19 protein-coding genes and 6 pseudogenes are annotated in these 22,734 nt (G+C 40.8%); 4 read left to right on the top strand and 21 right to left on the bottom strand.

Annotated elements, in window-relative coordinates; translation table 11 throughout:
• Nucleotides 1–23 precede the first annotated feature (23 nt).
• The 19 genes and pseudogenes from lpdA to MAQA_RS09145 all read right to left on the bottom strand — a co-directional run bounded on the left by lpdA (nt 24) and on the right by MAQA_RS09145 (nt 17,359).
• Nucleotides 24–1,452, bottom strand: a pseudogene (lpdA, locus tag MAQA_RS09230) (dihydrolipoyl dehydrogenase).
• A gap of 14 nt (nt 1,453–1,466) precedes the next feature.
• Nucleotides 1,467–1,832, bottom strand: a pseudogene (locus MAQA_RS16170) (butyrate kinase); the annotation flags it as partial.
• Nucleotides 1,820–2,485, bottom strand: a complete 666-nt coding sequence (locus tag MAQA_RS09225) for a butyrate kinase (RefSeq protein ID WP_277619972.1) — start codon at nt 2,483–2,485, stop codon at nt 1,820–1,822. The gene MAQA_RS09225 and the pseudogene MAQA_RS16170, both read right to left, overlap by 13 nt.
• Before the next feature lie 216 nt (nt 2,486–2,701).
• Nucleotides 2,702–3,519: pseudogene (locus MAQA_RS09220) on the bottom strand (phosphate acyltransferase).
• A gap of 174 nt (nt 3,520–3,693) precedes the next feature.
• Complete coding sequence (gene recN / locus MAQA_RS09215; RefSeq protein WP_036073725.1) at nt 3,694–5,385, bottom strand: DNA repair protein RecN; 1,692 nt, start codon at nt 5,383–5,385, stop codon at nt 3,694–3,696.
• A gap of 17 nt (nt 5,386–5,402) precedes the next feature.
• Nucleotides 5,403–5,852, bottom strand: coding sequence for a transcriptional regulator AhrC/ArgR (gene ahrC, locus MAQA_RS09210; RefSeq protein WP_036073348.1), 450 nt, complete (start codon nt 5,850–5,852; stop codon nt 5,403–5,405).
• A 219-nt stretch (nt 5,853–6,071) separates the two neighbouring features.
• Complete coding sequence (locus MAQA_RS09205; RefSeq protein ID WP_036073345.1) at nt 6,072–6,908, bottom strand: TlyA family RNA methyltransferase; 837 nt, start codon at nt 6,906–6,908, stop codon at nt 6,072–6,074.
• 4 nt (nt 6,909–6,912) lie between these two features.
• On the bottom strand, nt 6,913–8,808 hold the full coding sequence (gene dxs / locus MAQA_RS09200; RefSeq protein WP_036073343.1) for a 1-deoxy-D-xylulose-5-phosphate synthase: 1,896 nt from the start codon (nt 8,806–8,808) through the stop codon (nt 6,913–6,915).
• 203 nt (nt 8,809–9,011) lie between these two features.
• Nucleotides 9,012–9,212 carry a cold-shock protein gene (locus MAQA_RS09195; protein ID WP_036073340.1) on the bottom strand — a complete coding sequence of 67 codons (201 nt, stop codon included), beginning with the start codon at nt 9,210–9,212 and terminating at the stop codon, nt 9,012–9,014.
• Nucleotides 9,213–9,379: 167 nt separating this feature from the next.
• A pseudogene (locus tag MAQA_RS09190) lies at nt 9,380–10,256 on the bottom strand (polyprenyl synthetase family protein).
• A 5-nt stretch (nt 10,257–10,261) separates the two neighbouring features.
• Entirely contained in the window at nt 10,262–10,492 is a 231-nt protein-coding gene (xseB, locus tag MAQA_RS09185; RefSeq protein ID WP_036073338.1) for an exodeoxyribonuclease VII small subunit, read from the bottom strand.
• Nucleotides 10,464–11,834 (bottom strand): exodeoxyribonuclease VII large subunit, encoded by a 1,371-nt coding sequence (gene xseA, locus MAQA_RS09180; RefSeq protein ID WP_036073723.1) that lies wholly within the window; start codon nt 11,832–11,834, stop codon nt 10,464–10,466. The genes xseB and xseA overlap by 29 nt, the downstream gene beginning before the upstream one ends.
• Entirely contained in the window at nt 11,806–12,705 is a 900-nt protein-coding gene (folD, locus tag MAQA_RS09175; protein ID WP_036073336.1) for a bifunctional methylenetetrahydrofolate dehydrogenase/methenyltetrahydrofolate cyclohydrolase FolD, read from the bottom strand. Before folD ends, xseA begins: the two co-directional genes overlap by 29 nt.
• A gap of 108 nt (nt 12,706–12,813) precedes the next feature.
• Nucleotides 12,814–13,197: a transcription antitermination factor NusB gene (nusB, locus tag MAQA_RS09170; protein ID WP_036073334.1), complete on the bottom strand. Its 384-nt coding sequence runs from the start codon at nt 13,195–13,197 to the stop codon at nt 12,814–12,816.
• A 31-nt stretch (nt 13,198–13,228) separates the two neighbouring features.
• Nucleotides 13,229–13,636 carry an Asp23/Gls24 family envelope stress response protein gene (locus tag MAQA_RS09165; RefSeq protein ID WP_036073331.1) on the bottom strand — a complete coding sequence of 136 codons (408 nt, stop codon included), beginning with the start codon at nt 13,634–13,636 and terminating at the stop codon, nt 13,229–13,231.
• A 2-nt stretch (nt 13,637–13,638) separates the two neighbouring features.
• Nucleotides 13,639–15,003: an acetyl-CoA carboxylase biotin carboxylase subunit gene (accC, locus tag MAQA_RS09160; protein WP_036073329.1), complete on the bottom strand. Its 1,365-nt coding sequence runs from the start codon at nt 15,001–15,003 to the stop codon at nt 13,639–13,641.
• 13 nt (nt 15,004–15,016) lie between these two features.
• A pseudogene (accB, locus tag MAQA_RS09155) lies at nt 15,017–15,497 on the bottom strand (acetyl-CoA carboxylase biotin carboxyl carrier protein).
• Nucleotides 15,498–15,636: 139 nt separating this feature from the next.
• Nucleotides 15,637–16,195 (bottom strand): annotated as a pseudogene (efp, locus tag MAQA_RS09150) (elongation factor P).
• Between the two features lie 102 nt (nt 16,196–16,297).
• Nucleotides 16,298–17,359: a M24 family metallopeptidase gene (locus tag MAQA_RS09145; protein ID WP_036073326.1), complete on the bottom strand. Its 1,062-nt coding sequence runs from the start codon at nt 17,357–17,359 to the stop codon at nt 16,298–16,300.
• A gap of 154 nt (nt 17,360–17,513) precedes the next feature.
• On the opposite strand from MAQA_RS09145, the gene MAQA_RS09140 reads away from it, so the two are divergent.
• The 4 genes from MAQA_RS09140 to MAQA_RS09125 all read left to right on the top strand — a co-directional run bounded on the left by MAQA_RS09140 (nt 17,514) and on the right by MAQA_RS09125 (nt 19,876).
• The gene (locus MAQA_RS09140; protein ID WP_036073324.1) at nt 17,514–18,476 is read left to right on the top strand and encodes a DUF1385 domain-containing protein; all 963 of its coding nucleotides are present in this window, start codon (nt 17,514–17,516) and stop codon (nt 18,474–18,476) included.
• 1 nt (nt 18,477) lies between these two features.
• Nucleotides 18,478–18,747, top strand: coding sequence for a hypothetical protein (locus tag MAQA_RS09135; protein ID WP_241463178.1), 270 nt, complete (start codon nt 18,478–18,480; stop codon nt 18,745–18,747).
• A 60-nt stretch (nt 18,748–18,807) separates the two neighbouring features.
• On the top strand, nt 18,808–19,188 hold the full coding sequence (locus MAQA_RS09130; protein ID WP_036073321.1) for a rhodanese-like domain-containing protein: 381 nt from the start codon (nt 18,808–18,810) through the stop codon (nt 19,186–19,188).
• A 190-nt stretch (nt 19,189–19,378) separates the two neighbouring features.
• Complete coding sequence (locus MAQA_RS09125; protein WP_052008556.1) at nt 19,379–19,876, top strand: pentapeptide repeat-containing protein; 498 nt, start codon at nt 19,379–19,381, stop codon at nt 19,874–19,876.
• 40 nt (nt 19,877–19,916) lie between these two features.
• On the opposite strand, the gene gcvPB is transcribed toward MAQA_RS09125, so the two are convergent.
• Both gcvPB and gcvPA read right to left on the bottom strand, forming a co-directional pair.
• Nucleotides 19,917–21,377 carry an aminomethyl-transferring glycine dehydrogenase subunit GcvPB gene (gene gcvPB, locus MAQA_RS09120; RefSeq protein ID WP_036073317.1) on the bottom strand — a complete coding sequence of 487 codons (1,461 nt, stop codon included), beginning with the start codon at nt 21,375–21,377 and terminating at the stop codon, nt 19,917–19,919.
• The gene (gene gcvPA, locus MAQA_RS09115) at nt 21,374–22,732 is read right to left on the bottom strand and encodes an aminomethyl-transferring glycine dehydrogenase subunit GcvPA (RefSeq protein ID WP_036073315.1); all 1,359 of its coding nucleotides are present in this window, start codon (nt 22,730–22,732) and stop codon (nt 21,374–21,376) included. The genes gcvPB and gcvPA overlap by 4 nt, the downstream gene beginning before the upstream one ends.
• Nucleotides 22,733–22,734 lie beyond the last annotated feature (2 nt).

Raw genomic sequence — 22,734 nt, 5'->3', positions numbered from 1 at the left:
CCTATACTTTCCAACATCATTTTTTAGCCATGAATTTGATTGCCATCAACAGCAAGCGCTGCTTCCCCGAACGCCTCTGAAAGCGTTGGATGCGGGTGAATCGTCTCTCCAATTTCCCAAGGTGTAGCATTTAACACTTGTGCAAGCGCCGCTTCGCTGATCATGTCAGTCACATGTGGGCCAATCATTGAAACGCCTAGCAAATCATCTGTCTTTTTATCTGCAATAACTTTAATAAAACCATCTGATTCCCCGAATACGAGCGCCTTTCCGATCCCACGGAAGAAAAATTTCCCTTTTTTCACTTCGTATCCACGCTCTTTGGCAGTTTCCTCACTAATACCAACACTCGCGATTTCAGGGGAAGTATAAATACAACGCGGTACAAGGTCATAATCTAGTTCTTCTACCGCTTCGCCAGCAATATAGCTTGCTGCAATTATTCCTTCATGCATGGCAACATGCGCAAGTTGCAAAGTCGGAATGCAGTCCCCAATTGCGAACATGTGACTTTCTTTCGTTTGGAAGCGTTCGTTAACTTGAATAAAGCCACGATCCACGACCACATCTGTATTTTCTAATCCGATATTTTCCACATTTGCAGCTCGACCAACTGAAACAAGCATCTTTTCAGCCGTAAAGCTTTGCGTTTCGCCTTTTACAAGTGCATTAATTGTAACTGATCCAGTTTGTTTGACAAGTGAATCTGGTTGAACCTCGGCACTTGTCACCATCTTAATTTTCTTTTTCTTAAAGAGTCGGGTGAGCTCTTTCGAAATTTCTTGATCTTCTGTTGGCACGATCCGGTCTGCGTATTCGAGCACCGTCACATCCACACCGAAATCATGTAGCATTGACGCCCATTCCATGCCAATAACCCCGCCTCCAACAATCAAAATTGATTTAGGCAGTTCCTCCATTTGCAAGGCCCCATCAGAAGAAAAGACATCTTTTTCATCCAGTTCAAGCCCTTTTAAAGAACGAGGTCTCGATCCCGTTGCAATAATCAAGTTTTTTGGGATGATCATTTCATTTTCGGAGCCATCATTAAATTCAATCGAAATCGTTCCAGCAGTTGGTGAAAAGATCGACGGCCCAAGAATTGTTCCAGTCCCTTCATAAAGATCGATTTTACCTTTTTTAAACAACTGATGAATTCCATTTGTTAGCTGATCTACAATTTGGTTTTTGCGTTCAATTGCTTTAAGAAAATTAACAGATGAACTTCCTTCCACTGCAACACCAAACTCTTCTGCTCTTTTCACAGTTTGAAAAACTTCAGCCGACCGAAGTAGCGCCTTGCTTGGAATACATCCACGGTGCAAACAAGTTCCGCCTAGACGATCTTTCTCAACAACAGCCACACTAAGGCCTTTTTTTAGCTGCCTCAATTGCTGCTACATATCCTCCGGTTCCGCCGCCTAAAACGACAACATCATATTCTTTTGCCATTCTTGTTCCTCCTTTTAATATTCTTTCGCTTTTTCTTCTTTTGCAAGAACCCGCTGAGTCCCTTCATTTAACGCGAATAACTCATCTTCTCCGGGCGAAATAATCACTTTTTCAATCCAAGAAACAAGTTCTGAAACTTGCTGCGTAAATCTCGTGCTCTTCGCAAGACCGCCAGTTAAAATGATGGCATCTAGATTCCCTTTGAAGTGAACAGAGACTGCTGAAATTTCTTTGGCGACTTGATACGCCATCGCTTTAAAAATAAGTTCTGCTTCTTCGTCATGAGCCTCAATGCGCTCTTCAATTTCAAGCATGTTATTCGTCCCAAAATAGGAGACCATGCCACCTTCCCCAATCAATTGTTTTTCTAACCTTTCTTTTGTAGCGCCTTCTGTAAAGCAAGCATCAAGAAAGGCAGATAACGGAAGTGTCCCAGAACGTTCTGGCTAAATGGCCCTTCACCACCAAGAGCATTATTAACATCAATGGCTTCACCGTTCATATGAGCAGCAACAGAAATCCCACCGCCAAGGTGAGCAATGACAAAACGACTTTCCTCATAGCTTTTCGAAAGTGCTCGTGCTACTTTACGAGCAGTTGCTTTATGATTCAAAGCATGGAAAATACTAATGCGCTCATAATCTTTATGACCAGAGATTCGTGCTACAGGGATTAGTTCATCCACCACGACAGGATCAACAATATAAGCTTTTTTGCCAAGAGGCTCACTTAACTCTCTTGCTATTAATCCACCTAAATTACTGGCATGCTGACCAGATACACCAATCTGTAAATCTTTCACCATCTGGTCGTTTACTTCATAAGTACCTCCCTTTAACGGTCTAAGCAAGCCGCCTCGACCAACAACGGCATCTAACTCTTCCAGATAAAAATCCCGAGCTGCAAGCCGTTCAAGAATCTTACTTTTACGAAACTCCAGTTGTTCTAGGATACTGTCAAAGTGTTTTAACTCTTCATATGAGTGACGCATTTCCTCCTCAAACCGAAGTTCTTTTCCATCATAAACCGCCATCTTGGTTGACGTTGAACCAGGATTGATCGCTAAAACTGTGTGGCTCATGTTATACCCCCTTTATTTTTCAGGTGAATCTTCAGAATCAATCGAATTTGTGAAATTTGATTGATGTTGTCAGTCTATTCAGCACTATTGTAACATGGGGATTTAGAAGAAAAAAAGGCTTTGCTTCTAAATCAAAGAAAACGCTTTATTCACATTTGTTTATCATATTCAGACCATTCTGCCAGTTAACAAAAAGGATAACAATTTATTTTCAGCAGAATCACTTCGTGAAGAAATGACAACTGGCGCTTTAGCACCGATTACAGAACTCGCAACATGAGCGTTTCCAAAGTAAACGAGAGACTTATAAAGGGCATTTCCTGTTTCGATGTTCGGGACAATGATAATATCTGCATCTCCTGCTGCAGCATTTTCAATGCCTTTATGTAACGCAGCTTCCTTCGAAATCGCAGCATCAAAAGCAAGTGGCCCCGCAGCTTCGATTTCCGGATAGGTTTCCTTCACAAATTTAACAAGTTCAGCGGCATCGACAGTAGAAGGCATTTTTTCAGTCACTTGTTCAACGGCACTTAAAAAAAACGACTTTAGGTGAAGAAACTCCAAATTTACGAACGGCTTCAATCGCATTCAGCGTAATTTGCTTTTTTTTCTTCAAGTGTCGGCGCAATATTCATCGCACAGTCTGTGATAAAAAGTGGTTTTGGATAGTTAGGCAGTTCAAACATCGCGATTTGTGACAATAGCTTATCTGTTCGAAGTCCAGTTTCTTTCGCAAGCACAGCACGAAGAACAGTCGCTGTTGGTACAAACCCCTTCACAAGCACATCTGCTTTTCCAGTTCGAACTGCATGGACAGCAAGTTTAGCTGCTTCTTGGTCTGAGTGAGCATTAAAAACCTTCACTTTTTGTTCATCATAGTCAAGTTCTCCAGGTCCGAATAAAAGAAATTCTCCCAAGTCATTTTGCAATGCCAAATCAACCGTTTGCTTAATTACAGGATCGCTAGCCCCCGCCACTGCATAAATTCGTTTTTTCGCAAAACTCGTTTTTTAAAACCGACTCTTTTTCCAACATCTTTCCCCCTTTGGTAGATACACAAAAAAGGCTTGTTTGGAATTAGCATCTGTTTTTATGACCTGGTGATAAAAAACACCTTTTCATTTTAAACAAAAACTCTTCCATATGCAAGCCGTTTTGTTTTATTCATTGTTTTTCTTGATGGCGTTTGCTTGCTCAATCATTTCTTCCGCATGTTGCTTAGCAAGTTTTGTAACCTCTGTTCCGGCGATCATTCGACCAATTTCAAGCACTTTCTCCTCGCCTGTAATTTTTTCCACACGAGTATTCGTCCGATCGTTTTGGACTTGTTTTGTGATATAAAAATGGTGATCTGCCATTGCTGCTACTTGCGGTAAGTGAGAAATACAAAGTACCTGAGACCCCACTGAAACCGCATAAATTTTTTCTGCAATCGCCTGAGCAACTCGTCCACTTACCCCAGTATCAACTTCATCAAAAATAATCGATGTAATCCCTTGATGTCTGGAAAAAATCGTCTTAAGCGCGAGCATCATACGCGAAAGTTCACCGCCAGAGGCAACTTTTGATAGCGGTTTTGCTGGCTCCCCAGGATTCGTTGAAATATAAAATATGACTTCATCCTGTCCAGTTTCCTGAAATTCTGCCATTTTTACAAAATGCACTTCGAAAATGGCTTTTTCCATATACAATTGATTTAACTCTTGTTTAATTTGCTTTTCTAATTTCCTAGCTGCCTTATGGCGAATTTCAGTTAATACTTCTGCTTGTTCTTTTGTTTTCAACTTCCATTCTTCTACTTTTTCTTCTAGCTTTCCAACGCTTTGTTCACTATTTTCAAGTTGATCAATTTCGATTTGTATTTCTTCATAATAACGAATAATATCATCAATCGTTTTCCCATATTTGCGTTTCAACTGACTTAGTTCAGCCAATCGGTTTTCAATTTCATTCAGTTCATCTGGCTGAAACTCTAACTGATCAAGCGCTTGACGAATTTCTGAAACGGCATCTTCAAGTTGATAAAAACTCGAAGCAACGTTTTCCCCAAGTGCACGATATTCATTCGTAACGGAACTTGCTGCTTCTAGTTCGCGCATCGCTTCCCCGGTAAACGTTAGTCCTCCTGGTTCTCCGGTTAAAGCATTATAAGCCGCACTTAAACTTTCTGAAAGCTTTTCGAAATTGACTAAACGATTTTTTTGTTCAGTTAATCGTTCTTCTTCACCACTTTCAAGATTCGCAGCAGTAATTTCCTGCTCTTGAAAGCGCAACATATCAAGGCGTTGAGCAAGCTCACGTTCATTTTGAGTAAAGTGGTGGAATTCTCTTTCAGCTTGTTTATAATTGGCAAAGGTTGCTTTGTAAGCCTGAATGGGTTTAGAAAGTGTTTGACTTGCAAAGCGATCAAGCAAGCTTAAATGAAATTCATCTTGCATAAGTTCTTGATGCTCATGTTGTGTATGAATATCCAATAATTTTGCACCAACATCTCGGAGCAAACCTGTTGTAACTAACTTTCCATTAACACGACAAACGTTCTTGCCAGATTTAAAAACTGTCCGTTCAAGTACCACCATCCCGTCAGAAAAATCAATACCACTTTCAGAAAGCAAGTCCTCTAACGGTCGATTTTCACTTGGAAGATGGAACAACCCTTCAAGTGAGAGTTTATCTTCACCATGTCGAATAAATTGACTCGACCCTCTTCCACCGACTAAAAGGCCAAGCGCATCAATGATAATAGACTTTCCAGCTCCTGTCTCCCCAGTTAAAACGGTCATCCCTTCCTCAAAAGAAAGGGAGAGGGACTCGATGATCGCAAAATTATGAATGGTTAATTCTTGTAACATCCCTTTATCACCTTCCATTAAAGCATTTCGACTAATCGTTCTGCCACTCTTTTTGCTTCTGCATCTGAACGGCAGATAATAAGACACGTGTCATCTCCGCAAAGCGTACCAGCCTTTTCTGGCCAGTTCAAATTATCAAGCAGAGCACCAATCGCATTTCCGTTTCCCGGCATCACTTTTAAGATCAAAATAAATTGCACAGTATCTACACTAATAAAGCAATCTACTAAAGCTCGTTTTAACTTTTGCTGCGGATTAAACTTATTATCAGCAGGTAAGCTATATTTATAAGTTCCATTTTGCGTTGGCACTTTAACCAGATGGAGTTCTTTAATGTCACGCGAAATCGTAGCTTGCGTAACTTTCACTCCACGTTCTTGAAGTAAATCAACGAGTTCTTCTTGCGTGTCGATCTCATTTGAAGTAACGAGTTCACGAATAATAATATGACGATGCCCTTTATTCATAATTTTTTCACCTCACGAAATTTTTTTCTATCTCCATCTTATCTAAAAAAACGCATAAAGTCACGAATTTAACGTTAATAGCTTTTTAAAATAAACAAAGAGATTTTATTCATCTTGATACATGAAAATCAAAAATAGCGCTTAAAAGATTACATCTAAAAACCATTTTTATCTTTCTAGCAAAAAATGAACACCACTTTTTACTGTGGTGTTCATTCACTATTTCTTTTTATCTAGTTCAAAGTGAGCCGTCTTCACAACTTCATCAACTGCATCTGCGGCAAGCAAATACTCTCCTGGCTCCTTTTCACTTCCCGTCCAAGTCAAGTGAGCAATGAATTCAATATTGCCCTCTCCACCAGTTATTGGTGAGTAATCTAAGCCACGAATCGTATAGCCGATTTTTTGGGAGAAAGTCAAAATTTCATTTACAACCGCCGCATGAACCTTTGGATCTCGGATAATGCCTTTTTTACCAACTTGCTCTTTTCCAGCTTCAAACTGTGGTTTAATTAAAGTCATGACATCTCCACCTGAGACAAGCACAGTCCGAAGCACCGGCAAAATCAGTTGAAGCGAAATAAAAGAAACGTCAATCGTTGCAAATTCCGCAAGTCCTTCTTCAAAATCTGCTTGCGTCACATGCCGGAAATTTGTTCGTTCCATGACTGTCACACGGTCATCGCTCCGGAGTTTCCAAGCGAGCTGGTTATAACCAACATCTAGCGCATAAGAATGTTTAGCTCCATTTTGAAGAGCACAATCCGTAAAACCACCCGTTGACGCTCCAATATCAAGCATCAATTTATCCTTGACGTTAAAATCAAAAACTTTTAAGGCTTTTTCAAGTTTTAATCCACCGCGACTGACATAAGGAATCGTTTCTCCTTTAATTCGAAGCTCGCTATCTACCGGAATTTTCTCTCCTGGCTTATCTACGCGCGTATCCGTACGGTACACAATTCCAGCCATAATAGCCCGTTTCGCTTTTTCTCGCGTTTCAAATAGCGCTTGTTCGACAAGCAGTACATCTGCGCGTTCTTTTTTTACATTCATTTTCTTAGTTCGCCTCTAGCTTTCCGAAATACGCGAGCATTTCTAGCAATTTCCGTTCAATCGCGTCCTGCGAAATCCCATTTTCTTTCAGCAACAAATCTACAGAGCCATGGCTGATAAAAGCGTCTGGCAACCCAATACGGTGAATCAGCGAGTCCAAATGTCCTTGCTCTTCAGCAAATTCAAGAACACTACTACCAAAGCCTCCTGCAAGAACGGCCTCTTCAACCGTTAAAATAGCAAGCTTCCGCTCTAAGAAAGTTTGAAGTAACCCTTCGTCCAGCGGTTTTATAAAGCGCGCGTTCACAACTCCTACACCAAGACCACGTTTATTTAATTCTTCAGCCGCCGCTAGTGCCATATCAATCGTTGTTCCAAAAGTTAAAATAACTGCATTTATCGGTTCAATGAGCGTTTCCCAGCTACCGATTGGAAGTGTTGCTTTATCCTTTTCAATTGTCACACCAGATCCGGAACCTCGCGGATAGCGTAACGCAAAAGGCCCAGAAAATGCGTGTGCCGTTTGAATCAAATGATAAGCCTCATTTTCATCTTTTGGCATCGCAATCACCATATTAGGAATGCTCCGCAAGAAAGCAATATCAAACACCCCTTGATGTGTTTCACCGTCTCCACCAACAAGTCCTGCTCGGTCAATCCCGATCAAAACACTTAAATTTTGGCGTGCCACATCATGGATGACTTGATCATACCCTCTTTGCAGGAAGGTCGAATAAATCGCCAAAAATGGTTTGAGACCATCTGCCGCAATACCAGCAGCGAGTGTTACAGCATGCTGTTCAGCAATCCCGACATCGAAAAAGCGATCAGGAAACGTCGCTGCAAATTTTTCAAGTTTAGAACCAACTGGCATCGCCGGTGTAATCGCAACAATCCGCTCATCTTCTTTTGCAAGCTCTAAAATGGTATCGCTGATCACTTCACTCCAAGAAGGTGCCATAATCGCGGGCTTAATAAAATCACCAGTTTCAATTTTGTAAGGACCAGTCCCATGCCAAGCGCCACTTGTATCCGTTTCAGCTGGGGCATAGCCTTTCCCTTTTTTCGTTACAACATGAATCAAAGTTGGTCCTTTTACTTTTTTAGAAAACTCAAAGTTTGTAATCAAGTCCTGATAATCATGCCCATTCACAGGACCAAGGTAGGTAAAGCCCATTTCCTCAAAAAAGGTTCCTTGAACAAGCAAATATTTGATACTATCTTTAATTCGCTCCGCAGCATTTGCAATATGTTCACCAGCTTGCGGAATGCGTTTCATCGCTCGTTCTACATCCTTTTTGGCACGTTTAAACTTGCCTGATGTTCGCAACTTTCCAAGCATATTGTGCATGGCGCCAACATTTGGCGCAATCGACATATTATTATCATTTAAAATCACAATCACTTCTTTTCCCATATCGCCAATGTGATTAAGCGCTTCAAGGGCCATCCCACCCGTTAACGCACCATCTCCGATAATCGGGAGTACGTGATAATCTTCATGTTTAATATCACGCGCAATCGCCATTCCCGCCGCTGCTGAAAGCGAAGTCGAACTGTGTCCTGTTTCAAAGACATCATGCGGTGATTCTTTTCTTTTCGGAAAACCGTCCAGTCCGCCATGCTGGCGAAGTGTATCGAAACGGTCTGCCCTGCCTGTCAGTATTTTATGAACATATGACTGATGCCCAACATCAAAAATAAATTTATCCTGTGGGCTTGAAAAAGAATGATGTAAAGCAATCGTTAGTTCAACAACTCCAAGATTCGGCCCAATATGACCACCCGTAACAGAAGTCGATTCGATTAAAAATTTACGTATTTCTGCCGAAAGCTCTTCCATTTCTGGAATTGTCATCTTCTTCAAAAAGGCAGGATCCTTAATTTTTAAAAGATCCAATCCAAACCACTCACTTTCGCTCCAAATTAATCATCGTAAGAAAAAACGCCCAAAAAACAGGGCTTTTCTCGCTCTTTCCTTATTTACTTCAACCATTATATCATTTCTAAAGCTTTTCCACCAAGAAAATCCAATAATTCTTTACAAACAAAAAAAGACAACCCTGCATGAACAGGATTGTCTTTCAAATTATACGATTAAACTTACGCTTTGTTAACGTTCGCTGCTTGTGGTCCACGCGAACCTTCTTCGATATCGAAAGTCACTGCTTGACCTTCTTCAAGAGTTTTGAATCCGTCGCCTTGAATAGCAGTGAAATGTACGAATACATCATCTCCACCTTCACGTTCGATAAATCCAAATCCTTTTTCTGCGTTAAACCATTTAACTGTACCTTGTTCCATCTTAAATTTCCTCCTCGTGCTCAGTGCACACTTTATTTGTACTATTCTTGCTTAAGGCACGAGACGGAAAAGTTGTTTCAACTATCGAATCTTTACCCACAAAAATAATGCCATTTAAGAATAACATGCTTTATCCAGAAAAGCAAATGACTCGACTGAATCAAACATCAATAGTTGCGCCTTACAATCCAATTTGCAATTTCAAGCAGTCTAGTTTTCCGAGAATCAAAACCTGAAAGGGCTTCAACTGCTGCTAAGTAACGTTCTTCTAGTGCTTCTTTCGCACCTTCTAACGTAAGTAAACTTGGATAGGTACTTTTTTTCGAGTAATACATCCGTTCCAGCTTCCTTACCTAACACATCAGTTTCTCCTGTAACATCTAAAATATCGTCACAAATTTGAAAAGCAATCCCGATATTTCGAGCAAACTCCTGCAATTTAATGCGCTCATTTTCCGTTGCGTCTCCCACGATACTTCCTGCAAAAACTGCCGAACAAAGAAGCGCCCCCGTCTTCCGGCTATGAATGGATGCTAACTGTTCAAGGGAAAGCTCTTGTTTCTCGCCTAAAATATCTGCTTGTTGTCCCCCGACCATGCCAAGTGCACCGGCTTGCTTCGCCAGATCCTGAATGATTTTTAGCCGTTTAACTTCGTCTAGCTCAGTTGCATTTGCGATCTCTGAAAAAGCAAGCGTCAAAAGAGCATCACCCGTTAGAATTGCTGTCGCCTCACCAAAAACTTTATGACTTGTTGGCTTGCCCCGTCGCAAATCATCATTGTCCATTGCCGGCAAATCGTCGTGAATCAAGCTATATGTGTGAATCATTTCCAGTGCACTAGCAGCAGGAAGCGCAAGTTCTGCGTCTTTTCCAAGCGCTTCTACCGTCGCAAAAACTAAAAGTGGACGAATTCGTTTTCCTCCAGCCATCAAAGAATAGAGCATCGCTTCCTTTAAATGGGGCTCAATATGTGAATCGACAGCTTCTTCTAAGCGCTTTTCAGTTAGCCATTTGTAATGCTTTTGAAATTCTTGAAACTCCAACTAGTTCATTCCCCTTCCACATCTAAAGGCGCCTCGTTTCCTTCTTCATCAACAACTTTAGCCATTTTATCTTCCGCCGTTTTCAGTTTTGTTTCACAAAGCTTCGATAATTCAATACCACGCTGATACATATTGAGTGATTCTTCGAGCGTTGCAGTTCCACTTTCAAGCGCTACAACAATTTCTTCTAGCTCTTTTAAGGCTTCTTCAAATGTCTGCTCCTTTTTCGTTGCCAATTTCCATTTCCTCCTTTGCCGTTACATTTGCTTGAAATTTCCCGCCATATATTCGAACAGAAACCTCGTCACCTAACTCAATTTCATCAATATGCTTAACGAGCGTATTTTCCTTATAAGTAAGTCCAAATCCTCTTTTAAGCAAAGATAATGGGTTTAAATATTCAAGCGCTTCTATTTGTCTCACAAACTGATGCCGCTTATCCTTAACAGTGACAGCCGCTGCCGTTTGGAGCCGTCTTGTAAGTTCATTTAGCGTTTGCTCGCTTTTTCTTAGCTCATAAACCGGCGAGTGACTTTTTAGTCTCCCACTTACTCGTTCAAATTGAAACTGTTTGCGTTCAAGTTGTTGCTTCATCGCTTGTTCTAGCTTTAAACGGTCAAAATCGAGACGCTCTATTTGATTTTCAAGTAAGCGTCTAGGCCCGTAAAACTGAAGCTTTTCTTTCAGAGCAAGGAGATCAGCTTGTCTACGTTCAAATATTAAATTAAGCGAATGAGTGAGTCGATATTTCCGCTCACTTAGCCTTTCTAATAAGTCTGCTGCATGCGGTACAGCAAGTTCAGCCGCCGCCGTTGGAGTTGCCGCCCTCACATCGGCCGCAAAATCTGAAAGGGAGAAGTCTGTTTCATGCCCCACGGCTGAAATAACCGGAACATCAGAGTCGTAAACAGAGCGAACTACCACTTCTTCATTAAACGCCCACAACTCTTCGAGTGAGCCACCACCACGGCCAATAATCATCAAATCAATATCATTACGCTGATTGATTCTCGCGATATTTTGCGCCACTTTCTGAGCTGAGCCTTCCCCTTGTACAAGCGTCGGGTAAACAAGGACTTCAACGCATGGCATTCGTCTGTGAATCGTTGTAAGGATATCCCGAACAGCCGCACCTGTCCGACTCGTAACAACAGCAATTTTAGAAGGGAAAGAAGGAAGCACTTTTTTATGCCCCGCATCAAAAAGTCCTTCCTTTTCCAATTTCGCTTTTAACTGTTCAAATTGCACATAAAGAGCGCCGATTCCATCAGGCTCCATACCTTCAGCATAAAATTGATACCTTCCTGCTTTAGTAAAGACAGAAATTCGTCCAGTTAAAAGAATATTCATGCCATCTTCAGGCTTAAAGTTCAATTTTTGGACAGATTTTGCAAACATCACGACACGAATCATCGCGGCTTCATCTTTCAATGTAAAATAAAGATGACCACTTGCTGGCATTTTTAAATTTGAAATTTCTCCCTTAACAAAAACTTGTTTTAAGTATGGATCCGCTTCAAACTTACGCTCAATATATTTGGTTAGTGCCTCAACTGTTAAGTACTTTTCTTGCAAAATCATCACTTCCGTCTAGCCTTGTTTGGCAAATAATTTTTTTTGCAGCGGTTAGTGTATTTTTTAGAAGCATCGTAATCGTCATCGGACCAACTCCACCTGGAACAGGTGTAATAAATCCAGCTTGTTCAAATACATCTTCATAATCCACATCACCGCAAAGCTTGTTATTTTCATCGCGATCCATTCCAACATCAATCACAATCGCACCAGGTTTCACAAAATTCTTTTTAACAAATTTTGCCCGTCCAGTCGCAACAACTAAAATATCAGCTTCGCTCGCAACTGCCGGCAAGTCTTTTGTTCGACTATGCGCAATCGTAACAGTCGCATTTTCTTGAAGTAAAAGTTGAGCCACAGGCTTTCCAACAATATTACTTCTACCGATCACAACTGCGCGTTTACCTTCGATTGATTCGCCCGTTGATTTAATTAACTCAATGATCCCTGCTGGTGTACAAGGAACGAGCGTTTCTTTTCCAATAAACAAATTTCCAACATTTAAAGGATGGAAACCATCAACATCTTTTTCTTGGCTGATTGCATCGATGACTTTATCTTCTGAAATATGTTTTGGGAGTGGTAGTTGTACGAGGATCCCGTGAATCGAATCATCTTGATTTAAATCTTCCACTTGCTGAAGCAATTCTGCTTCACTAACCTCTTCTGGTAGCTCGATTAAAACGGACTTCATTCCAGCTTCTTCTGTCCGTTTTTGCTTATTTCTAACATATGTACGGGATGCCTGATTATCACCAACAAGCACAACCGCAAGACCGGGTTGCTTTCCTTTTTTAACGAGTTCGCTTACTTCTTTTGTTACGCTTTCCTGAATCTCTTTTGCTAATTTCTTTCCGTCAATTACTTGTGCCATTTCAAATTGCCCCCTTAAAAACTTATGATGAAGTAAGACGAAGACACGCAAAAGAAGGAAGAATTTCTCCTTCACTTTCTCTCGCTTCCCTCGCTTACAGTCAAACCATTAATCGTTTTTCGCAATATTTGCCAGTACACCATTAATAAACTTGCTAGCTTTTTCGTCGCTATACACCTTAGCAATTTCAATTGATTCATTTAAACTCACGCGATCGGGTACATCGTCTAAAAACAACATTTCAAATGCGCCCACTCGCAAAATCGACAAATCGACTTTATTCAAGCGATCTAACTTCCAATTATCCAAATGTGCCGTAATTTTTTCATCGAGCGCTTGTTTATGCTCGGTCACTCCAAAAACTAACTTCTCAACATAAGCCTCTTCTTCCCCATCCATGATGTTTTCAATGGCTTGTTCAGCAGTCATTTCATTTAGCTCCATCTGAAACAAAGCTTGAAGTGCGCGTTCGCGTGCTTCTCTTCTTTTCATTTTCGTACTCCTTTTCTCTTTCAAAACTTGCTTAGAAGGTTAAATCATCGAGAGAAAACGGTTCCGTCTTTTCAAACTGAACGCCTACAACATGAACATTAACTTCAAGAACATTAAGCCCTGTCATATTAAAGATCGCACTGCGAACAGCATCTTGGACATTTTCAGCTACAAGCGGAATACTTGCACCAAACAAAACCGTACAATAGAGATCAACCAAAATACCATCGTCTACGAGATCAATTTTTACGCCCTTACGATAATTCACCGCTCCACCAAAACGCTCACGCATTTCAGTAGCAAATCCACCCTGCATGGAAGCGACTTGTTCGACTTCACTTGCAGCAAGTCCAGCAATAACTCCAATAACCTCTGGAGCGATTTCAATTTTACCAAGGGGTTCATCTTGCCCTTTTCTAAGATCTCTTGTATAGGCCATGATTATTCCTCCTCGCTTTTATTCATAACGTCATGTTGTTCAAGAAACTTCGTATTAAAGTCTCCTGAACGGAATGCGTCTGTTTCTAAAACATTTAAATGGAAAGGAATCGTTGATGGAATCCCATCAATTGCAAATTCGCTTAAAGCCCGTTCCATTTTAGCAATCACTTCTTCCCGAGTATCCGCATGGCAAATCAATTTTGCGATCATCGAATCATAGAAAGGCGGTATCTTGTAGTTCGGATAAGCCGCTGAATCAATTCGAACGCCATTTCCACCTGGTGGCAAATAAAAAGTGATTTCGCCTGGAGCAGGCATGAAATTCCGTGCAGGATTTTCAGCATTAATTCGACATTCCATCGCCCAGCCATTCATCTTAATGTCCTGTTGCTTAACAGAAAGCTCTTCCCCAGAAGCCACAAGAAATTGTTCTTTCACAAGATCTACCCCTGTAACAAGTTCTGTTACCGGATGCTCCACTTGAATTCGGGTATTCATTTCCATAAAGTAAAACGATTTTTGTTTAGGTTCGTAAATAAACTCAATCGTTCCAGCTCCTGAGTAGCGCACTGCTTTCGCCGCTTTCACTGCCGCTTTCCCCATTTTCTGACGCATTTTTTCGTCAAGAGCAGGAGACGGGCTTTCTTCAATAAGCTTTTGCAAGCGTCGCTGTATCGAGCAGTCTCGTTCACCTAAATGGATAACATTCCCGTGATTATCTGCCATCACTTGGATTTCAACATGGCGGAAATCTTCGATATATTTTTCGATATAAACACCTGGATCTCCAAATGCTGCTTCCGCTTCTTGTTGTGTAGTTTGAATGCCACTGACTAACTTTTCTTCATCTTCTGCAATCCGAATGCCTTTCCCGCCGCCGCCTGCTGTTGCTTTAATGATCACTGGATAGCCGATTTTTGAGGCGATTTTCTTGCCTTCTTCGGCATCCGAAACGATTCCATGTGATCCTGGAACAACAGGGACTCCAGCTTTACGCATTGTTTCCCGCGCAACATCTTTTGTTCCCATCTGCGAAATGGCTTCCGCACTTGGACCGATAAAAGTAATATTACAATCCGAACAAAGATCTGCAAAATCTGCATTTTCAGCTAAGAAACCATAACCGGGATGAATAGCATCACAATTCGTTAAAACAGCGACACTAATAATATTCGACATATTTAAGTAACTATCTTTAGACGCCGCGGGCCCAACGCAGTAAGCTTCATCCGCAAGCTGACTATGTAAAGCATCGCGATCCGGTTCTGAATAAATCGCTACCGTTTCGATTCCGAGTTCTTTTGCCGCGCGGATAATTCGAACAGCGATTTCACCACGGTTTGCCACTAAAACTTTTTTAATCATATCGAAGAACTCCTTACTGTTTTCTTACTTTAAAGAGCGGTTGACCATATTCAACTAACTCTCCGTTTGAAACAAGAATTTCTGCAATTTCTCCGCTTACATCTGCTGTAATATCATTGAAAAGTTTCATCGCCTCTACAACGCAGACAACCGTACTTGCTGAAACTTTAGAACCCACTTGCACATAAGGTGCATCATCTGGGCTACCAGCCGCATAGAAAGTCCCGACCATTGGGGAAGTGATCACTTCAAGGTCCTCTTCAGTTACTTTTTCTGCTGCACTTGATTGTGCAGGGCTTGCTGCTTCACTAACAGGACTTGCTGTTTCTATTGCTGGAACAGCAACAGGACTTTGTTTTTGCGGAATAACAGCTACTGCCCCGCTATTTTTTTTGTAAATGAATTTTTGTATCGTCAACTTCTAGTTTAAGCTCATCCAAATTGGACTCATCAATCAGCTGAATCAGCTGTTTAATTTCATCAAATGATAGCATTTCATTCTACACTCCTTAATCCTCTATATAGATTATATAATACCATCAACATTGTATCATATTTCATGTTGAAAAAGTATTACTCCGCCTGAATTTCATCAAAAAAGCACTTGCAAAAAAGCAAGTGCTCAAGGAAAAATCAAGCTCGGGAAACGTAAGTTCCTTCTGTCGTATTGATCACAAGCATGTCTCCTTCATTTACGAAGAACGGCACTTGCACAACAAGACCAGTTTCAAGTGTAGCTGGTTTTGAACCCCCAGAAGAAGTGTCTCCTTTAATACCTGGTTCTGTTTCTACAACTTTTAGCTCAACTGTGTTTGGAAGATCTACGCCAATTGTTTCACCTTGATACATAATCACGTTGATTTCCATATTTTCTTTCAAAAATTTAAGTTCATATTCAATTTGCGAACTTGGCAATTCAATTTGTTCATAATTTTCATTATCCATGAAAACATGATTATCACCATCTGCGTATAAATATTGCATTTTACGGTTATCGATTTGCGCTTTTCCGACTTTCTCGCCACCACGAAATGGTTTTTTCTTGAATTGCTCCAGTACGAAGATTGCGGAGTTTCGAGCGAACAAACGCAGCGCCCTTACCTGGTTTTACGTGTTGAAAGTCCATAACGCGCCAAATACCGCCATCGACTTCGATCGTAAGCCCCGTTTTAAAATCATTTACTGAAATCATCTTTTTTCCTCCTGTTAATAAGCCAAGATCTTGGAATCCAAGTTTCGTAAACTATATCCTATCTTATTTAACCATAAAACCGTTAAACTTACAAAGAAAACTTTATAAGATAATTAGTTCCTTAGGCGAGTGAATAAGAACTTCGTTTCCTGTTTCCGTAATCAAAAGATCGTCTTCGATCCGAACGCCACCAATTTCAGGCAAATAAATCCCAGGTTCATCAGTGACTACATTTCCAGGGACAAGCGCTTTTTCACTTTTCATCGAAAGGTTCGGTCCTTCATGAATTTCAAGACCAATCCCGTGTCCAAGTGAGTGTCCAAACGCTTCCCCGTACCCATATGAAGCAATGTGATCCCGTGCAATTTTATCCGCTTCAATCCCAGTAATCCCTGGTTTTAAAGCTTCAATAACTTTCAACTGTGCATCCAGTGTGATTTGATAGATTTCTTTAAGTTTAGAATCCGGTTCTCCCATTGCTACCGTACGCGTCATATCCGAACAGTACCCATTATAGTAGCAGCCATAATCCATCGTTACAAAGTCGCCTTCTTCGATTACTTTATCTGAAGCCACTCCATGTGGAAGCGCCGAACGAAGTCCACTTGCAACGATTGTATCGAAAGAAGAAGAAGTGGCTCCATTTCGTCTCATGAAAAATTCCAATTCATTGGAAACTTCAATTTCTTTCATGCCAACTTTCATAAATTTAATAATATGGCTAAACGCTGCATCCGCGATTTCACAAGCCGTGCGGATTTCCCTCATCTCAGCTTCTGTTTTCACTTCACGCATCGTTTCGAAAAAGCCTTGAATGGGTGCAAGTTCTGCTTGAAAAGTTTGTTGCATTGATTTAAACTCTGCAACCGTCACATAGCTTTCTTCAAAGTGAAGCGTTGTTACTCCATTTTTCTTAAGGAGCTCATTCACCGTTTCAAAAATAGGCCCCGTATGTTTGACAATTTCATAACCAACCGCTTGTTTCGCAGCTTGTTCTGTATATCTAAAATCTGTAATAAAATAAGCCTTATCTGGTAAAAGAAGTGCGACTCCACTCGTGCCAGTGAATCCAGACACATAGCGACGATTATATTCGCTCGTTACAAGAACCGCTTGGTAATTCGCCTTTTGAAGTGAACCTTGAATTTTCGACAGTTTATCCATTTTCTTTCCTCCCTAGCTTTCTCATTCTTCTGTTATTGTAGCATAAAAATTCGCTTGGTAATATGATTTTGCGCCGAAACCCGCTCCGTTTCTAGCTTGTCAAAATAGAAAGTGCTATAATAATACTTTAGAATTCTTGAAGGCTGGTGAATACATGAAACAAACTCCAAAACCGATTTATGGTGGTCAAGCCGTTGTTGAAGGCGTCATGTTTGGCGGCAAAAAACAAACGGTCACTGCCATAAGACGAATAGACGGTTCATTTGATTATTTTTATCTTGAAAAAAATAGCCCACTTTGGGTAATGAAATTAAAACGGATCCCCTTTCTTCGCGGTATCGTTGCTTTAGTCGAATCAAGTGCAATTGGGTCGAAACATTTAACCTTTGCAACAGATCGCTATGAAGAGGATCCAAATGATCCAGCAGAAAATCAGCAAGTCGTAAAGAAAGAATCCAAACTTGCTATGTGGTTAGGCGTTGCTGTCATTGGGGTCCTTTCATTTATTTTCGCCAAATTTATTATGACGCTCATCCCTGTGTTTCTAGCCCAGTTTTTCCGTTTTCTCGTTCCGAGTAACACCGGACAAGTTTTACTAGAAAGTTTTTTTAAGCTTCTTTTATTATTAGGTTATATTTTTGCAGTTTCGCAAACCCCTATTATCAAACGCGTTTTCCAGTATCACGGTTCCGAGCATAAAGTGATTAACTGCTTTGAAAACAGGCTTCCACTAACCGTAGAAAATGTCCAGAAACAGTCACGCCTTCATTATCGTTGTGGTAGCAGTTTTATTTTGTTCACAGTCGTAGTTGGTATGTTTATCTACTTCTTAGTTCCAACCGATCCACTTTGGTTACGAATTCTAGATCGGATCTTGCTTATCCCTGTAGTTCTCGGGGTATCTTTTGAAGTCTTGCAGCTCACCAATAAATGTCGAAATATCCCGGTCTTGCGCTTTCTTGGCTATCCTGGACTCTGGCTTCAACTCCTCACAACAAAAGAACCTGCAGACGATCAAGTTGAAGTTGCTATCGCTTCATTTAGCGAATTACTTCGCGTCGAAAAAGAAGGCGTACCGGTTCAAAATGACGTTTCCGACTTGGAACTGGCGGAATGAGATGAAGATGAAAAAAAGTTCACTCGCCGTTCTTGTCATAATCTTGCTTTTATGTGTAGTTGGTCTTTTGACTGGAAAATGGACCACTTTGTTTTGGTTAATACTTTCTGCAGGTATTTTTGCCACTTTGTTTTATTTTATCAACCGAGGAACAGAGCGTAAAGAAACAGATTCCGCTTACAAGCGAGCTGTAAAGCAATCTAAAGCGATTCGAGAAGCAAAGTCCAAACCAGCTAAAAAAAAAGAAAAAATCTTCCTTCAAAGTCATTGATGGTGGCAAAAAATAAGGTATAATAGTTATGATGCTTTTTTTAGGAAAGGAGTTTAGAATTTGGGTAGTTGGATTTTAGCAATCGCGATCTTGCTGATTTTATTCATTTATGAAGTTTATCAATTTGTAATGCGTAAAAAAGCGCGTACGGTATTGACAGAAGAAGAATTTAAAAACGGGTATCGTAAAGCGCAACTGATTGATGTTCGTGAACCGAATGAATTTGACGGTGGTCATATCCTTGGCGCGCGTAATATCCCTGTTACGCAGCTTAAACAGCGTACGTCAGAAATTCGAAAAGATCAGCCAATTTATTTGTACTGCCAATCTGCTCAGCGCAGCAATCGTGCAGCAATCATGCTCTACAAACGTGGCTACAGAGACATTTACCAGTTAAAGCGTGGCTATAGTAAATGGACTGGAAAAACAAAGGCCAAATAATTTTTAATAAGTCGTACCCTCAAAAAAAGGGACGACTTATTTATTTCTAGGAGGAAATTTGCCATGAAAATTACAGCACCAAAAATTCCAGAATTATTGACGGAACAATCTCTCCTCACTTATGATGACCCTTTTTTTTAGCCAAATTGCCTTTTCAGGCGCCTTCCCTCTTGCAGAAGAGGAGCATTACATGATTGACCATTCTCGTTTTCAAAACACTTATTTTGAAAATCGTTTCTATCCACGAATTGAACTAAGCGATGTTTCTTTTGAGAAAAGTGATTTATCAAACCTTACTCTTTATTCGAGCTCTGTCCACCGTGTCACTTTTTCCGACTGTAAACTGACAGGCATTGACTTTTCTGAAACAGTGTTCCAAAATGTTACATTTCAAAACTGCCGACTGAACTTGGCTGGTTTTAATTTTAGTCGTTTCAAGTCAGTCGCCTTTACCGACTGTGACCTAAGTGGTGCTGAGTTTGATGGTACAGAATTCAAACAATTTATGTTCACGCGTTGCAATCTTGATGAATGTCTATTCGCCAATACCTCTTTACTAGGACTCGATTTTACAGATTCCACTTTTAATAAAATAACAGCAACTGTCCCTGCATTAAAGGGGCTAAAAGTAAATCGTGAACAAGCGCTCAGCCTATCAACTATTCTTGGAATTATCATTGAAGAATAAAAAAAGCCCGAAAGCAAACATCGCTTTCGGGCTTTTTTTATTAGCTTTCGTGCTCGTAACGCAAAACAGGTTTTCTTGCTGCTTGTGTTTCATCTAGCCGCTTCACATAAGTATTATGTGGAGCTTCTTGCACAAGTTCAGGATCTTCTTCTGCTTCCCGTGCAATTTCAAGCATCGTATCAATAAACTTATCTAAAGTTTCCTTCGATTCTGTTTCAGTCGGCTCAATCATCATCGCTTCATCAACAATTAATGGGAAGTAAACCGTTGGCGGATGGAAATTATGGTCAAGTAAGCGCTTGGCGATATCGGTTGTTCTCACGCCAAGTTTCTTTTGCCGATTGCCGCTTAAGACAAACTCATGTTTGCAAATTTGACCATAAGGTAAATCAAATGCTTCTTCTAAACGACGCATCATGTAATTAGCATTTAAAACGGCATACTCCGTCACTTTTTTCAATCCCTCAGCGCCCATTGTCCGGATATACGTATACGCCCGAACATTGATCCCGAAGTTTCCATAAAACGGTTTTACGCGTCCGATTGATTCCGGGTAATTATAATCAAATACATAGCGATCATCTTGTTTTTTCAAAACAGGTGTTGGTAAATAAGGAATCAAATCTTTTTTGATTCCAATCGGACCTGAACCTGGCCCACCGCCACCATGCGGACCTGTAAACGTTTTGTGTAAGTTTAAATGCACGACATCAAAGCCCATATCTCCGGGACGTGCCTTCGACATAACTGCATTCAAATTGGCCCCATCATAGTAAAGCTTCCCACCAGCATCATGGATGATTTCAGCAATTTCAACAATATCTTTTTCAAACAAACCAAGCGTATTTGGATTGGTTAGCATCAAAGCAGCCGTATCCTCTCCTACAACACTTCGCAAATCTTCAACATCGACAAGCCCCTTGTCATTTGATTTTACCGTCACAACTTCGAAACCCGCTACTGTTGCAGATGCAGGGTTTGTTCCGTGGGCGGAATCCGGAATAATCACTTTTGTACGTTTATCGTCATTATTCGCTTCATGGAAAGCTCGAATTAGCATCAATCCAGTCCATTCCCCTTGAGCTCCTGCAGCCGGTTGAAGCGTCACTTCATCCATACCAGTGATTTCAACGAGGCTTTCCTGCAAGTCATACATCAGCTCCATTGCCCCTTGCACCGAGCTTTCAGGTTGATAAGGATGAACATTTGCAAAGCCCGGGAAGCGAGCCACTTTTTCATTCATTTTCGGATTGTACTTCATTGTACAAGAACCCAGTGGATAAAAGCCAGAATCCACACCAAAATTATGGTTAGATAGTTCTGTATAGTGACGCATAATTTCAAGCTCGCTTAGTTCAGGTAAGTCTGCTTTTTTCGAACGAATCATTTTTTTATCGAAAATCTGACTTAGATCTGTTTCAGGCACGTCTTGTTCAGGTAAGCTAAATCCGACTCTACCAGGAACTGAACGTTCGAAAACTAAAGGCATTATTTCACTCATTTGACTCCCTCCAGACTGTTAACTAGCGTTTCCACAAATTGATCAATTTCTTCTTTACTGCGCATTTCAGTGACGGCAACTAACATATGATTTTGATACTTTGGATAGTACATCGAAAGGTCATAGCCACCAATAATTTCATGTTTTAAAAGCGCTTCGTTAACTTCTGAAACCGGATTATCTAACTTCACGACAAACTCGTTAAAAAACGCTTCGCTAAACAATACTTCAAAGCCAGCATCTTCGAATCGTTTTCTTGCATAATGAGCTTTGTCAACGTTTTGTTTAGCCATTTCTGGCAATCCATTTTGTCCAAGTGCTACCATGGCAACAGAAGATGCCAGTGCATTTAACGCTTGGTTGGAGCAAATGTTCGAGGTGGCTTTATCACGTCTAATATGCTGCTCCCGTGCTTGAAGCGTCAATACGAAACCTCGTTTTCCGTTTTCATCAACCGTTTCCCCAACTAACCGTCCTGGAACTTTACGCATCAGTTTTGTCGTGACTGCAAAATAGCCGCAATGCGGACCGCCAAACGATTCGGAAATGCCGAAAACTTGTGTGTCCCCAGCAACAATATCTGCACCAAACTCGCCAGGTGGTGTCAAAATGCCAAGTGCAAGCGGATTGCTTGAAACAATCAACAAGCCTTTCTGTTCATGCACAATCGGTTCGATCGCAGCAAGATCTTCTACTTGACCAAAGAAATTAGGATACTGAACAACCACACCTGCTACGTCATCATTCATTTCTTTTTGAAGAGCTTCTAAATCTGTTAGCCCTTCTTTTTCTGGAATCAACTTCACTTCAACATGGTGCCCCTTGGCATAGGTTTTTAATACATTGATAGATTCCGGGTGGACCGTTTCAGAAACTAAAATTTTCTTGCGTTTCGTGTGTCCCGCAGCAAGCATTGCCCCTTCTGCAAGCGACGTCGCACCATCATACATCGAAGAATTGGCAAGATCCATGCCTGTTAATTCAGCAATTAATGTTTGAAACTCGAAAATAGCTTGAAGTTCCCCTTGTGAAATTTCAGGTTGGTAAGGCGTATAAGCCGTATAAAATTCTGAACGTGAAATCACATGGTCGACAATCGTTGGGATGTAATGCGAATAGGTTCCTGCGCCTAAGAATGAAGCAGCATCCTGCGTATTAACATTTTTTGCAGCTAACCGACTGAGTTCTTTTAATAAATTCGGCTCAGATAGCGGTGGTTTAAGATCATATTCTCTTTTAAACCGCACTTTTTCTGGAATGTCTGCAAACAAATCTTCAATTGAATCTGCACCAATGGCCTGAAGCATCTCTTTTTTATCTTGCTCTGTCATTGGTAAATAACGAAATTTCGCCATTT

The organism is Listeria aquatica FSL S10-1188 (assembly GCF_000525795.1).
GTDB lineage: Bacteria > Bacillota > Bacilli > Lactobacillales > Listeriaceae > Listeria > Listeria aquatica.
The sequence above is the reverse complement of the archived record's forward strand: the minus strand, read 5'-3'. Positions and strand labels throughout refer to the sequence as shown.

Bases quoted from the DNA above. Each gene is read 5' to 3' on its own strand.
- gcvPA (WP_036073315.1), bottom strand. From the start codon at position 22,732: ATGGCGAAATTTCGTTATTTACCAATGACAGAGCAAGATAAAAAAGAG.
- MAQA_RS09135 (WP_241463178.1), top strand. From the start codon at position 18,478: ATGAAGATGAAAAAAAGTTCACTCGCCGTTCTTGTCATAATCTTGCTT.
- ahrC (WP_036073348.1), bottom strand. From the start codon at position 5,852: ATGAATAAAGGGCATCGTCATATTATTATTCGTGAACTCGTTACTTCA.
- MAQA_RS09225 (WP_277619972.1), bottom strand. From the start codon at position 2,485: ATGGCGGTTTATGATGGAAAAGAACTTCGGTTTGAGGAGGAAATGCGT.
- gcvPB (WP_036073317.1), bottom strand. From the start codon at position 21,377: ATGAGTGAAATAATGCCTTTAGTTTTCGAACGTTCAGTTCCTGGTAGA.
- MAQA_RS09145 (WP_036073326.1), bottom strand. From the start codon at position 17,359: ATGGATAAACTGTCGAAAATTCAAGGTTCACTTCAAAAGGCGAATTAC.
- nusB (WP_036073334.1), bottom strand. From the start codon at position 13,197: ATGAAAAGAAGAGAAGCACGCGAACGCGCACTTCAAGCTTTGTTTCAG.
- MAQA_RS09165 (WP_036073331.1), bottom strand. From the start codon at position 13,636: ATGGCCTATACAAGAGATCTTAGAAAAGGGCAAGATGAACCCCTTGGT.
- folD (WP_036073336.1), bottom strand. From the start codon at position 12,705: ATGGCACAAGTAATTGACGGAAAGAAATTAGCAAAAGAGATTCAGGAA.
- MAQA_RS09205 (WP_036073345.1), bottom strand. From the start codon at position 6,908: ATGAATGTAAAAAAAGAACGCGCAGATGTACTGCTTGTCGAACAAGCG.
- accC (WP_036073329.1), bottom strand. From the start codon at position 15,003: ATGATTAAAAAAGTTTTAGTGGCAAACCGTGGTGAAATCGCTGTTCGA.
- MAQA_RS09125 (WP_052008556.1), top strand. From the start codon at position 19,379: ATGATTGACCATTCTCGTTTTCAAAACACTTATTTTGAAAATCGTTTC.
- MAQA_RS09140 (WP_036073324.1), top strand. From the start codon at position 17,514: ATGAAACAAACTCCAAAACCGATTTATGGTGGTCAAGCCGTTGTTGAA.
- recN (WP_036073725.1), bottom strand. From the start codon at position 5,385: ATGTTACAAGAATTAACCATTCATAATTTTGCGATCATCGAGTCCCTC.
- MAQA_RS09195 (WP_036073340.1), bottom strand. From the start codon at position 9,212: ATGGAACAAGGTACAGTTAAATGGTTTAACGCAGAAAAAGGATTTGGA.